Origin of the sequence: Gallibacterium genomosp. 3 (genome assembly GCF_001678475.1) — a bacterium.
Lineage (GTDB): Bacteria > Pseudomonadota > Gammaproteobacteria > Enterobacterales > Pasteurellaceae > Gallibacterium > Gallibacterium faecale.
Map to the genome: position 1 here is coordinate 75,189 of NZ_JTJR01000025.1, position 14,128 is coordinate 89,316.

Sequence of the window (14,128 nt, forward strand, 5' to 3'; positions counted from 1 at the left end):
ATATTTTCTCCTTATGATCATAGGTGGACTTCACGATCGAGTTTGATACCCATACGTTTTTCAAAAAATGCAGTAGTAAAGTCGGTAATCCAGCCACGGAAAAAGTTTGTGACCATACCAACAAGTAAATAACTCACTGCTAGTGGAGCAAGGGGTATTCCTAAGGTAGTTAGACCATTAGCGATACCTAAATAAACAAAGAGTTCACCAGGATTAATATGTGGGAATAGACCATTCATAGAATGGCAGCTATAAGATGCTGCTGCGTAATAGCTTGGTTTATAACGCTCAGGTAAAAACTTACCTAAACTAAGTGTCATCGGATTACAAAATACAAATGTTCCGATAACCGGGAGAATAAGATAACGAGAAATTGGATTTCCTGCACTACGTTGAGCTAGACGTTCGATTCTTTCTTGACCGATAAATTTGATCAAGGCGTTCATCACAACTAAAAGTGAAATTAATAAGGGAAGAATTCCTGTCACCATACCGACAAAAGTTTCTCCGCCTTTCTGGAATAGACCAATAAACCATTCCGCACCATGAGTAATAAATTCCATACTTACCTCTTAAAATGAAAGCTTTTTCTTTTGTTTCTGATTAAATTTATAATCATTGAGTTGGATAATATTTTATTTTGAAAGATTAATCTGTGATTTAGATCTCATTTTGGATAAAAATAATCAAAATGAAATATAAAAATTTCATTTTGATTGAATTTATATTTTGAAATAATGGAGAAAATATAAATGCTTTTGTGGGTATTTATATGAAAAATAAATGATTTTTTTATTATTTTTAGCAGTTTTTTGAGAAAATTAAATTTCCCAAGAAATCAAAGCCCATTGTTGCTGACCATGCTTAATTGGTTGTTGAGATTTTATTCTTTCATTGTAAAAGTTTTCTAGGCGTATTTTTTCATTTTCAGTGAGCTGTCCAAGAGTAAATTCAACAGACTTTAAGAGATCCAGATAGCTTTCACCTTGATAGTGGGAAATCTGTGTATCAATAAAGTGTACTTCGGCCTGAATACCTCGCTGATAAAGGCGGTTTAACCAGTAAATATAGGTTGGGAAACCGCTTGGTTGGCGACCTATTACCGTAAAAATATCAGGATCTAAAAAACTAGGTTGAGTAATGGCGGTCAGATAAACGCGTTTTCGTGCTTTTTGGGTAATTTTATCAATTGCATCATCAAGATCATTAACTAGGGTGGAACGTGAAGCAACAACTATATCTGTTGTAGGAATGTGCTGCCAATTTTCTTCCCAAGCTGTATGAATAGGTGTGATATTGGATAAATTTAAGCGTTGCTGATAATTAGCTAAGACGGATAACATCCCTTGGCTGTAATCTAACGCATAAACGTGCTGACACTGTTTGGCGAGTGGTAAAGACAATGTGCCTGGTCCACATCCTATATCTAAAACGGTTTCATTAGGTTGGGCATTGATCAGTTGCAATAAGGTTTCTGTATAAAAGTCGGTTTTTTCTACCAGATGTTTTGCCATTTTTTCGGCTTTTGCGTCCCATTTTTCTGCTGAAATGTGATGATTTTGGCAAGAAGCAAGATGTTGGTGATAAAGGGTAGCAAAATTAATATCAAAGATTGTTTTCATCCTAACATTCCTTATCAGTAATCAGCAGAAAATAGTGAACGTTAAGAGTGTAACGAGAATGGTAAGAAAAAGAAACCACCATCAGCATTTGACTGATGGTGGTGTAAGATGATGAATTATTGTTTTGCAATCATTTTGCCATCGGCAAAACTAATTTCGATAGTCTTATCTGGTAATAAGGCACCTGACAAAATTTGTTGTGCAAGTGGATTTTCGACTAAATTTTGGATTGCACGTTTTAATGGTCTTGCACCATAAATTGGATCGTAACCGACCTCACCGAGGTAATCTAACGCTTGATCAGTAAAGTGTAAGAGATAACCATGTTCTTGCATCCGTTTAATTAAGCGACCTAATTGAATTGAAGCAATCGCACGGATGTTCTCTTTGCCAAGTGGATGGAATACAACACTTTCATCAATACGATTAATAAATTCAGGACGGAAGTGTTGTCCTACTACTGACATCACCACTTCTTTCATTTCACCATAATCAAGATCTTGGGCTTGAGATTGGATTAAATCTGAACCTAAGTTTGACGTCATAATCACCACCGTATTACGGAAATCCACAGTACGACCTTGACCATCAGTTAAACGTCCATCATCCAAGACTTGTAATAAAATATTAAACACATCACGGTGTGCTTTTTCGACTTCATCTAACAAAATAACAGAATATGGACGACGACGTACGGCTTCGGTCAAGTAACCGCCTTCTTCATAACCGACATAGCCTGGAGGTGCGCCGACTAAACGTGAAACGGAATGTTTTTCCATAAATTCAGACATATCAATACGCACCATTGCATCTTCGCTATCAAACATAAAGTTTGCTAAGGTTTTACAGAGTTCTGTTTTACCTACCCCAGTTGGTCCTAAGAAGAGGAATGATCCAATTGGACGGTTAGGATCTGCTAAACCAGCACGACTACGGCGAATTGCATTAGCGACGGCTTCTACGGCTTCATTTTGACCAATAACACGTTTATGTAACTCTTCTTCCATTCGTAATAGTTTTTCTTTTTCTCCTTCCATCATACGAGCAACTGGAATACCTGTTGCGCGAGAAAGCACTTCTGCAATCTCCTCATCAGTAACACGATAACGTAATAAGGTCATCTCTTTGCCTTCAGCACTTTCCGCTTGTTCTAATTGTTTTTCCAAGTTAGGAATGGTGCTGTATTTTAATTCGGACATTTTTGCAATATCACCTGCACGATATGCTTGTTCCATCTGGGTTTTCGCATTATCTAACTCAGATTTAATGTGTTGTGCACCAGAAAGAGCTGCCTTTTCACTTTTCCAAACTTCTTCTAGCTCAGAATACTCTTTTTCTTTTTCATTCAACTCTTTTTCAAGCATTTCTAAACGTTTATGGCTCGCTTCATCTTCCTCTTTTTGTAACGCTTGTTGTTCAAGTTTTAATTGAATAATACGGCGTTCCAATTTATCCAATGGTTGAGGTTTAGAGTCGATTTCCATACGAATACTTGAAGCCGCTTCATCAATTAAATCAATCGCTTTATCTGGTAACTGACGATCAGAAATATAGCGGTGAGATAAGGTTGCTGCGGCGACAATCGCTGGGTCAGTAATTTGTACATGGTGGTGGATTTCATAACGCTCTTTTAGACCACGCAAAATTGCAATCGTATCTTCCACACTCGGTTCATCGACTAATACTTTTTGGAAACGGCGCTCTAAAGCAGCATCTTTTTCAATATATTGACGGTATTCATCTAAAGTGGTTGCCCCGACACAGTGTAATTCACCACGTGCAAGAGATGGTTTTAATAGGTTACCTGCATCCATCGCACCATCAGTTTTACCTGCGCCAACCATGGTATGAATTTCATCAATAAATAAAATGATACGACCTTCTTCTTTAGCTAACTCATTCAATACGGCTTTAAGACGTTCTTCAAACTCACCACGATATTTAGCACCAGCAATTAACGCTCCCATATCAAGAGAAAGTACCCGTTTATGGCGTAATCCTTCTGGGACTTCTCCATTTACGATACGTTGAGCAAGCCCTTCAACAATCGCTGTTTTACCTACCCCAGGTTCACCAATTAATACTGGATTATTTTTTGTACGGCGTTGCAACACTTGAATAGTACGGCGAATTTCATCATCACGCCCAATCACAGGGTCTAACTTGCCGCTTTCTGCTCTTGCTGTTAAATCAATCGTATATTTTTGTAATGCTTGGCGAGTTTCTTCTGCACCAGCATCATTTACATTTTCACCGCCACGCATCTTCTCAATACTTGCTGTTAAATTTTGTTTAGTAAGCCCGCTTTTCTTTAACAAGTCGCTCAGTTTGTCAGAGCTGTCTAAGGCGGCTAATACAAAAAGTTCAGAAGAGATAAATTTGTCATTGCGTTGTTGAGCGAATTTATCGCATAAATTCAACATTCTGACTAAAGCAGGTGAAACTTGTACATCACCACTATTACCCGATACACGCGGTAAACGATCAATTTCTTGATTAATAGTTTGGCGTAATTGCGCAGCATTCACGCCAGCAGCAGTAAGTAAAGGTGCGATTGAGCCACCATCTTGTTGTAGCAATGTACTCATTAAGTGTAATGGTTCAATATATTGCTGATCTTTCCCGATAGCGAGAGATTGTGCCTCAGCTAAAGCCTGTTGGAATTTGGTAGTAAATTTCTCGATATTCATATAATCCTCCTCGACGACCATTTGTCTTTCGCGAGGCATAAGATGGGTATGCCTTAATCGCTTTCAAGGGAATTACTAAAAATTTATATGCAAAAAGTTGAATATGGTTAAGAATATTGTTGATAAGATAAGGTTGAGATGACAAAGCGGAAAAAGATCCGTTAAGATCATCTGCTTTAATTAAGTAGTAACCAAAATATTACAGAGCCTAATGACAACACAACAAGAACGACATCTCCATTTACAAGTAAATCGAAAATTATCCTACTGCTTACAACTGGCACAGGATTATTTTCAATGTGAATTTCCTCGTCCAGCCGTAAGTTATCAATTACGAGGCGTAAAAGCAGGTGTGGCTTATTTACGAGAATGGGAAATCCGATTGAATCCCGTGTTACTGCTAGAAAATCAACAGACATTTATTGATCAAGTTGTACCACATGAATTGGCTCATTTAGTGGTCTATCAACTATTTGGGCGAGTACCGCCACATGGGAAAGAGTGGAAAATGGTAATGACAGAAGTGTTTGGGGTGCCAGCTGACACCAAACATCAATTTGCGGTACAAAGTGTGCAGGGCAAAACGTATCCTTATCGTTGTGCTTGCCAAATTCACTATTTAAGTATTCGCAGACATAATAAAGTCCTGCGTGATGGAGTAGAGTATTTCTGTAAACAGTGTAAGACAAGGTTACGGTTTGAAAAAGTTGAAACAAGAGATACTAAATTTAAAAAATCGTGATATATTGCGCCAGATTTATTTGATCAAATAAGGAGAGAGCAAATGAAAAAACTATTAGCCGTTGCATTAGGTGCATTAGTAGTTGCATCAGCAGCCAATGCAGAAGTTTATGTTCAAGGTGATTTAGGCTATTCAAAATTAAAAACTTCAGGTCTTGCTCATGGCAATATTAGCGATAGCAATTTAGAACCAAGTATTGCGGTCGGTTATAAAATGGGTGATTGGCGTGCTGCGGTAGATTATACAAACTATGGCAAAGCGAAAGGTAGCTATAATGACGGCACAGTAAAAGGACATACGAAAGCTAAAGCGCAAGGTTTTGGCGTATCTGCAATTTATGATATTGATTTAAATGCACCAATTAAACCTTATGTAGGGGCGCGTTTATCAGCTAATAGCGTAAAAGTAACAGATTCTTATGTAGATAATACAGGAAGCCATAATGATAAAGATTCTTCAACAAAATTAGGCTATGGTGCTATGGTTGGGGCAAATTATGGTTTAGCGCCGAGTTTAGATCTTAACACTGCTTTAGAATATAACCGTTTAGGTAATTGGAGTGGTGTTAAATTAAACCAATATGGCTTAAAAGTGGGGCTTAAATATTCATTCTAAGTTAGAGCTATATTGTGGAAAAAGTGTGATCGATAGCGATCGCACTTTTTTATTGCCTAAAATCTTGAAATCGACATTTTTATACCTATTTTATGCAGCCGATGTGTGACGATTATGTCAGCATAATTGATTAAAGTATGTTGGTTGATATCTAGAAAGGAAAATATATGAGTAAGAATCAAGAAACGAGAGGTTTTCAATCAGAAGTTAAACAACTTCTGCAATTAATGATCCATTCACTTTATTCTAATAAAGAGATCTTTTTAAGAGAACTTATTTCTAATGCTTCTGATGCTGCCGATAAACTTCGTTTTAAAGCATTATCTGCACCAGAATTATATGAAGGCAACGGTGATTTAAAAGTAAGAATTAGCTTTGATGCAGATAAAGGTACCTTAACAATTAGTGATAATGGGATTGGTATGACCCGTGAGCAAGCGATTGAACATCTCGGTACTATTGCGAAATCAGGGACTAAAGAATTTTTATCTTCATTAGGTTCAGAACAAGCGAAGGACAGCCAACTGATTGGACAATTTGGGGTTGGTTTCTATTCAGCGTTTATTGTGGCAGATAAAGTAACGGTAAAAACACGTGCTGCGGGTGTGAGTGCGGAACAAGGGGTACTTTGGGAATCTGCGGGTGAAGGTGAATTTAGTGTTGCGGATATTGAGAAAAAAGAACGTGGTACAGAAATTACCTTACATTTACGTGAAGATGAAAAAGAGTTCTTAAATGAGTGGCGTTTGCGTGAAATTATTGGCAAATATTCTGATCATATTGGCTTACCAGTAGAAATCTTAACCAAAGAATATGATGAAGAAGGTAAAGAAACAGGCGTTAAATGGGAAAAAATTAATAAAGCTCAAGCGCTTTGGACGCGTTCTAAGTCAGAAATTAGTGATGAAGAATATAGAGAGTTTTATAAACATTTAAGCCATGATTTTGCTGACCCAATGCTATGGGCGCATAATAAAGTTGAAGGAAATCAAGAATATACTAGCCTATTATATTTACCAGCAAAAGCACCGTGGGATCTCTTCAATCGTGAACAAAAACACGGTTTGAAATTGTATGTACAACGTGTCTTTATCATGGATGATGCAGAACAATTTATGCCGAATTACTTACGCTTTATTAAAGGCTTAATTGATTCCAATGATCTGCCATTAAATGTTTCTCGTGAAATTCTACAAGACAATAAAGTGACTGCGGCGTTACGTAAAGCATTGACTAAACGTGCGTTAGGAATGTTAGAAAAATTAGCGAAAGATGAAGACAAAACGAAATATCAACAATTCTGGCAAGAATTTGGTTTGGTATTAAAAGAAGGACCAGCAGAAGACCCAGCTAATAAAGAAGAGATTGCGAAATTATTACGTTTCGCCTCAACCCATAATGAGAGTAGCGAACAAACTGTTTCTCTAACTGATTATGTGGAGCGGATGAAAGAAGGGCAAAAAGCTATTTATTACATTACGGCAGATAGCTATATGGCAGCGAAAAATAGCCCACATTTAGAGATCTTCAATAAGAAAGGCATTGAAGTATTACTGCTATCTGATCGTATTGATGAATGGATGCTAAGCTATCTCACAGAATTTGATGGTAAGCCATTACAAACAATTACTAAGTCTGATCTTGATCTTGGCGATTTAGCGGATAAAGAGGAAGAGGATAAACAAAAAGAAGAAGCACAAGAATTTGCTTCATTTATTGAACGCGTTAAAACCTTATTAGGTGAACGTGTCAAAGATGTTCGTTTAACTCACCGTTTAAGTGAAACGCCTGCGATTGTATCAACAGATAGCGATCAAATGACAACGCAAATGGCGAAGTTATTTGCTGCAGCAGGGCAAAAAATGCCAGAAGTGAAATATACTTTTGAACTTAACCCAGAACATCGTTTAGTGAAAAAAGTGGCAGATATTGCTGATGAACAACAATTTGCAGAGTGGATTGAGTTGTTATTCGATCAAGCGTTGTTAGCAGAGCGAGGCACGTTAGAAAATCCAGCCGCATTTATTAAACGTATTAATCAATTATTAAGTTAATTGATAGTTTTTCAGTAAGGGAAGCTAATATTAGGTTCCCTTATAAATTTAAGAGCTATTTTTTATAAAAATATTTAACTAATTGATTAACAAGAAGAAATGAAATTATTGAGAGGGGGAGGGATTAGAATAATAAAAATTTTTTATAAGTCTAGTATTTGAAAAAAAATGCTGTTAAAATCCGCCAATTTTTAAGATAGTAAACAAGATTTGTTTGATAATTTAGCTTAGAATATTGATTATAAAGTTTGCTTAATTATTTATCATATTAAATAAAAGGGTTAACAGTATGAATAAAATTTATCGTGTTATTTGGAATGCTGTATTAGGAGTATGGCAGTGCGTTTCTGAGCTTTCTCGTGCAAAAGGAAAGTCGTCAGCAAGTAAAATTACCCCCCCCCCTCCAGCTTCTTAATAGTATAAAAAAACAGTCTATTTTTATTTTAAAGCCTTTAGCTTTAATTACGCTATTTGGTTTGTCTAATCAAGTAGTTGCGACAGAATATACTAATAGTGGTACAAGCTCATTTTTTGGCTCTCAAACATCCACACTCACAGCGTCTAATGGTGAAACAATTACAGGTCATGTGCTTCAAGGTGGTGATATCCTGAAATTCACTCAGGATGGAACTTTTTATAATGAAAATATTCCTGAAAGCCAGAATAGTAATACTGAGCGTTTTATTTACTTTCATAGTACAACTTTAAATAATCCAAGTCGAATTATTATTGATCCTAATGTAGTAATTGAAGATAAAAATACCGTTAAGACCATTGGAGCAGACTTAACTAATGGAAATAAAAATTATCTAGTTTCTACTTTACGCGGAGGGATACAAGCTAAAGATGGGCGTGTTTACTTAGATATGGATGTTAATGGAACATTCAAGATGTTAGTAAATACGGTTAGGGAGGATAAAGATTATGACTTTGTCAGTGCCGCTGGAGCTTCAGGTTTTTCAAATTATGCAAGTCACGTTATTAACTTAAATATTAAAGATGGAGGGACTTTATCTAGTGATGCTAATGTAGGTTTTGCTCATACAAACAAGAGAAAAGTCAATGGTACAGGTACATTAATCGAGGTTCCTAAACATTTAGAGTATATTACAGTTAATGCTGAGCAAGGCTCAACCGTCAATCTTAATAATATAGAAGAAAATAGAACCACATATATAGGAACCTATACTAATAATGCCATTGTATTTAATGCAAAAGGGGGAGATGTTACGTTAGGGAATGATACTATTCTCTCTTATGCAGGGGCGAAAGGGGTGTTAAATGTCTCGGCAGGAGACGTTAATATTAAAAATCATCTATATTTGGGTTATGAGCGTTTAAGTGATGCTAGGAATGGTAATGCGATTGTTAATGTTACAGACGGTACGTTAAAAGTTGGTAATACAAGTGCTAGTACAGATACTACTAATACAACAGGGATTATTATTAGTTCGTCTGATAGCCTAAACTCTGCTCGTCTGTATTTGAGTGGCGGTACGATTGAAACAACAGGAGTTAGTCGAGAAAGGATAGGATCGATTACTGAAAGAGATCAAAGTGAGCAGGAAATTATTATTGCCTTAAATGGTGGTACATTAAAAATTACGGATGATAAGAAAAAATTATTCCAAGGTATTACCAGCCGAACAGCAAGTGATGGACGTCATTTAGGCGTTTCTTTAGGTGCAGGTAATACCAATATTGAAGTTGTTGGAGATAAGGTCGTTGTTCAAGATGAAAATGCCTATTTCCAAGATATGAATGTTCAAAATCTAAACTCAAATCCAGATTCACCTAATACAAGCCCAAAAACATTACATTATTGTACTACTGCTGATTGTCAAGGGGATTTATTCGCAGTAACTTCTCGTCTAGTGATTCCTAAAGGTGATTCACAGGTAGGCGCTTATACTAAAATAGGTAGAGGTACTTTAGTATTAACAGCTGATAATAAACAAACGGGTGAAACGATTATTAAAGCAGGTACTTTGCAAGCAGGTAATGGTGGTACCACAGGAACATTTGGTACTGGCAATATTACGGTTAAAGATGGCGCAACTGTTGGGATTAATCGTTCAAATGATTACCAAGTTGCTAATCAAATTACAGGTGAAGCAGGTAGCACTTTAAGAAAACAAGGTGATGGTACAGTTTCCTTTACTCAAGCAGTGACCATAAGTAAAACACTAATTGATGATGGTACATTACAAGCAGGAACGACCTTTAACGGCGGAGATGTGACCGTTGGTAATAATATTGAAGGACCAGCGACAGCAAACTTAACCATAGCTTCAGGTCAAACACCAACGATGAAGAGTGTTGTTATTAATACTGATGGTAAGGTTACCAACGAGGGCACATTAAGTGTTAATAATGGGACAGGCTCTATTACGGTTAATGGCGGTACATTAGCCTCATCAGGCACAACCATAGCAGGTACATTAACAGTTGATCAAGGTACAAATCCAGAGGGTACCACCCGCCAAGGTGAGGTCAATATCACAGGTGGCACAACGACAGCGACCACAACAACTGTCAATGCTGGAACAATAACGGCATCAGGTGAAAACACTACATTCAATGCTAGAGACATGACAGTAGGCGATCAGACTGGTACTGCTGGAACAGCGAGTGTGGTAGTTAAAGAGGGTGCAACCACTAAAGCTACTAGTGTAACCATTAAGGGCGATGATGGTAAGGTTGATGTTCAAACTAGCGGTACTTTAACAGTCGAAAAAGATGGACAGCCAGCAGATATTAAAGTTAATGGTGGTGAACTGGCGGTATCAGGTACAGCTAATGCGAAAAATATTACTTCAGATGAAGCTAATGATGGAGATAAAGACGCTAAAATCAGTATTGCAGGTACGGGGACTGTCAATTTAAAACCGACAACAGAAGAAACCTTATTTTCAGGTTTTAATAGCGGAAAGGGTGATACGATTGGCTTAGCAGGCAATCTAAATGTTGATGTTGCAGACGGTGTTTCTGTCACTCAAGATAGCAATGCCAATATCACTGCACTGAATGATGCTAAAGGTACATTGAATAAGAAAGGTGCTGGAACACTTACATTGACTGCAAGTAATACACTCGCCACCACCAATGTGGAAACAGGAACCTTAGCTAATACAGGGACATTGAATAGCGATACCACTAACATTAACGATGGAAAACTGAGCAATACAGGTACATTAAGCAGTACAGAGATTAATGTAGGTGATGGAAAGGGCGGTGCGACAACCGCAATTTTAGAAAACAGTGGTACGGGTAGTATCACTAGCACAACAGTGAATGTTAAAGCAGACGGTAAGTTAAGTAATACTGCAACTGATAACAAAGCTACAACGAATAAGCAAGAGGGTATCAAGGTAACTGGTACACTGAATGTTCAAGGTGGACAAGTTGAGTCTTCAGGTAGCGCAAATATAGGCACTTTAACTGTTGATAAAGGCACTCGTACAGAAAGTGATGATGCTGCTCCAACAGAAACTGCGGGTTCGGTTTCTATTACTGGTGGTGATACTACGGTTAAGACAACACAGATTAATGATGGTGCGATTGAGGTTTCAGGCGGTAAATTAAATGCGGGAGCAGTGACTGTTGGAGATGGAGATGATAAAGATGCAGCAAATAATGCAGCCTCATTTAACATTACGGGTGGAGCAGTTGAAGCAACTAGCGTAACGGTGAAGAGTGATGGCAATTTAACCAATAGTGTAACTGATGATAACGAAGAGGATGATGTTCAAAAGGGCTTAAACGTTACAGGCGAGCTAAAAACAGAGGGTGGTACAATTAATTCATCAGGTACAACCACAGCAGGTAAATTAACAGTTGATCAAGGTACAAATACAGATGGCACTATCCGCCAAGGTGAAGTCAATATTACAGGTGGTAAGACTACTGTTAAAGGTGACACTGAAATTAAATCAGGTAGCGTGGCAGTAGAAACAGCAGGAAAACTAGCAACTGAAGGCACCTTAAAAGTGGGTGATAAGGCTGGTGGACCAGGTACAGCTACTTTAACCAATGCGGGTGAAGTGACTGCAAATAATGTTGAAGTAAATAAAGATGGCAAACTAACTAATACCTCTACAACGGGAGAGGGCTTAAAGGTTACTAATGAACTTAAAGTTGATGGTGGTACATTGGACACATCAGGCACAACCACAGCTGGCAGCTTAACAGTAGAAAGTGGGGCGGTAAATGTTAAAGGTGGTACAACAACTGCAAGTTCAACCACTATTAAAGATGGCGAAGTTGCTGTATCAGCGGGTAAGTTAGATGGCGGTGCTATTACTGTTGGTGATGCTGATAGTACTAAAGACAGTGATGCAGCAAAACTTACTATTTCAGGGACAGGTGGCGTTGTAGCAACTAGCGTAACTGTGAAGGGTGATGGTAATTTAACCAATAGTGTAACTGATGAGAACGAAGGAGATAATGTTCAAAAGGGCTTAAACGTAACGGGTGAATTAAAAGTAGAAAGTGGTACTTTAACCTCTTCAGGTACCACAAAAGCAGGCACTTTAACCGTAACGAAAGCCGAGGATGCAGCACAAGCGGGTACAGTGAAAATTACTGGTGGAACGACAACAGCAAATACTACAAATATTGATGAAGGTAAAGTTGAAGTCAGTAACGGTGCGACATTATCAGGTGACGTGGTAGCAGTAGGTGATGGACAAGGCAACCCTGGAACCGCAAGCTTAACTAATAATGGAACCGTTAATGCAAGTAGCATTACAGTAAAATCTGATGCAACCTTAACGAATAATAAGGTTGATGATTCAACTACACCAGGTAACGAGGGCTTAAATGTAACGGGTGAATTAAAAGTAGAGAGCGGTACTTTAACCTCTTCAGGTACCACAAAAGCAGATGCTTTAACCGTAACGAAAGCAGATGATGCAACACAAGCGGGTACAGTGAATATTACGGGTGGTAAAACTGATGTAACCACCACAAACTTAAATGACGGAGCAGTTACTGTAGCAAGTGGTGCTACTTTAGATAGTGATACCTTAAATGTAGGTAATGAAGACAAAGGTATTCCAAATACAGCAACTTTAACTAATAACGGTACTGTAACCAGTCAAACGGTGAATATCAAAGCAGATGGAAAATTAGAGAATACAGGTTCATTAGGGACTAAAACTTCTCCAATTACTGATATTAATGTCCAAGGCGGTACGTTAAATTCAACTGGTACAACTCAAGCAACAAATTTAACAGCAAGCTCAGGTACAGTCGCTTTGGGTGAAGGAAGCAATACTTCACTCACTAAATTAGATATAAGTGGTGGTGATGTAGATATAGATATTGCCGGTACAGTTACTGCAACAACGGCTAATATTAGCGGTGGTGATGTTGATGTTAATAAAAATGGCACACTTAACACTACTAATATCGCTATTAGTGGCGGTACCGTTGATGTGAATGAGGGCGGTAAGATTACAGCCTCAAGCTCAGCTAACTTGTCTGGGGGGACAACTACCGTTCATCAAGGTGGTACTTTTGATTTAAGTCAGAATGGTGATCTCACCTTATCAGGCGGTGACCTCACCTCTGATGGCACTGTGAAAGCAGATGAAATCATAGTGAATAGTAAAGACAGTGCACTTCAACTCAATGCAGCGACAACGGCGAATAAATTAACTGCCAGTGCGGGTATTGTGAGTTTAGGTGCTGGTGGTACTACGACCCTCAATCAAGAACTTAATATCAGTGGCACAGCGGATGTGGATGTTGCCGGTACAGTTACTGCATCAACGGCTAACATTAGCGGTGGTGATGTTGATGTTAATAAAAATGGCACACTTAACACTACTAATATTGCTATTAGTGGTGGTACCGTTGATGTGAATGAGGATGGTAAGATTACAGCCTCAAGCTCAGCTAACTTGTCTGGGGGGGGGGACAACTACCGTTCATCAAGGTGGTACTTTTGATTTAAGCCCGAATGGTGACCTCACTTTATCAGGCGGTGGCCTCACCTCTGATGGCACTGTGAAAGCAGATGAAATCACAGTGAATAGTAAAGACAGTGAACTTCAACTCAACGCAGAGACAACAGCGAATAAATTAACTGCAAGTGCGGGTACTGTGAGTTTAGGCGCTAATAGTACAACGAATATTACGGGTGAATTAAAAGCCGATGGTGGTACGATTAACTCTTCAGGTACGACTACCGCAGGTAAATTAACCGTCGATCAAGGTACAAATCCAGATGGTACTACCCGCCAAGGTGAAGTCAATATCACAGGCGGTACGACTACGGTTAAAGGCGACACTGAAATAAAATCAGGTAGTGTAGCAGTAGAAACAGCAGGAAAACTGGCGACTGAAGGCACCTTAAAAGTGGGTGATAAGGCCGGTGATGAGGGTACAGCTACTTTAACC

At 38.3% G+C, this 14,128-nt stretch carries 9 protein-coding genes; 6 read left to right on the forward strand and 3 right to left on the reverse strand.

Annotated features, from left to right (window positions below; translation table 11 throughout):
- Window positions 1-17: 17 nt before the first annotated feature.
- The 3 genes from srlA to clpB all read right to left on the reverse strand — a co-directional run bounded on the left by srlA (window position 18) and on the right by clpB (window position 4,312).
- Entirely contained in the window at window positions 18-563 is a 546-nt protein-coding gene (gene srlA, locus QV06_RS06455; protein WP_065237424.1) for a PTS glucitol/sorbitol transporter subunit IIC, read from the reverse strand.
- A gap of 258 nt (window positions 564-821) precedes the next feature.
- Window positions 822-1,622 carry a class I SAM-dependent methyltransferase gene (locus QV06_RS06460; RefSeq protein WP_065237425.1) on the reverse strand — a complete coding sequence of 267 codons (801 nt, stop codon included), beginning with the start codon at window positions 1,620-1,622 and terminating at the stop codon, window positions 822-824.
- Between the two features lie 116 nt (window positions 1,623-1,738).
- Window positions 1,739-4,312 (reverse strand): ATP-dependent chaperone ClpB, encoded by a 2,574-nt coding sequence (gene clpB / locus QV06_RS06465; RefSeq protein ID WP_065237426.1) that lies wholly within the window; start codon window positions 4,310-4,312, stop codon window positions 1,739-1,741.
- Between the two features lie 211 nt (window positions 4,313-4,523).
- Here clpB and QV06_RS06470 point away from each other — a divergent pair, with 211 nt between their 5' ends.
- From QV06_RS06470 to QV06_RS06490, 6 genes are all read left to right on the forward strand, one after another.
- Window positions 4,524-5,054, forward strand: a complete 531-nt coding sequence (locus QV06_RS06470; protein ID WP_065237427.1) for a SprT family zinc-dependent metalloprotease — start codon at window positions 4,524-4,526, stop codon at window positions 5,052-5,054.
- A 42-nt stretch (window positions 5,055-5,096) separates the two neighbouring features.
- Window positions 5,097-5,669: an opacity family porin gene (locus tag QV06_RS06475; RefSeq protein ID WP_065234196.1), complete on the forward strand. Its 573-nt coding sequence runs from the start codon at window positions 5,097-5,099 to the stop codon at window positions 5,667-5,669.
- Between the two features lie 167 nt (window positions 5,670-5,836).
- Window positions 5,837-7,723, forward strand: a complete 1,887-nt coding sequence (gene htpG, locus QV06_RS06480; RefSeq protein ID WP_065237428.1) for a molecular chaperone HtpG — start codon at window positions 5,837-5,839, stop codon at window positions 7,721-7,723.
- 289 nt (window positions 7,724-8,012) lie between these two features.
- Window positions 8,013-8,138 carry an ESPR domain-containing protein gene (locus QV06_RS11490; protein WP_082985057.1) on the forward strand — a complete coding sequence of 42 codons (126 nt, stop codon included), beginning with the start codon at window positions 8,013-8,015 and terminating at the stop codon, window positions 8,136-8,138.
- A 61-nt stretch (window positions 8,139-8,199) separates the two neighbouring features.
- Window positions 8,200-13,677 carry a beta strand repeat-containing protein gene (locus QV06_RS06485; RefSeq protein WP_082985058.1) on the forward strand — a complete coding sequence of 1,826 codons (5,478 nt, stop codon included), beginning with the start codon at window positions 8,200-8,202 and terminating at the stop codon, window positions 13,675-13,677.
- On the forward strand, window positions 13,598-14,128 hold a 531-nt coding region (locus tag QV06_RS06490), incomplete at its 3' end, for a hypothetical protein (protein ID WP_156541990.1). The genes QV06_RS06485 and QV06_RS06490, both read left to right, overlap by 80 nt.

Bases quoted from the DNA above. Each gene is read 5' to 3' on its own strand.
- QV06_RS06470 (WP_065237427.1), top strand. From the start codon at position 4,524: ATGACAACACAACAAGAACGACATCTCCATTTACAAGTAAATCGAAAA.
- QV06_RS11490 (WP_082985057.1), top strand. From the start codon at position 8,013: ATGAATAAAATTTATCGTGTTATTTGGAATGCTGTATTAGGAGTATGG.
- QV06_RS06460 (WP_065237425.1), bottom strand. From the start codon at position 1,622: ATGAAAACAATCTTTGATATTAATTTTGCTACCCTTTATCACCAACAT.
- clpB (WP_065237426.1), bottom strand. From the start codon at position 4,312: ATGAATATCGAGAAATTTACTACCAAATTCCAACAGGCTTTAGCTGAG.
- srlA (WP_065237424.1), bottom strand. From the start codon at position 563: ATGGAATTTATTACTCATGGTGCGGAATGGTTTATTGGTCTATTCCAG.
- htpG (WP_065237428.1), top strand. From the start codon at position 5,837: ATGAGTAAGAATCAAGAAACGAGAGGTTTTCAATCAGAAGTTAAACAA.
- QV06_RS06475 (WP_065234196.1), top strand. From the start codon at position 5,097: ATGAAAAAACTATTAGCCGTTGCATTAGGTGCATTAGTAGTTGCATCA.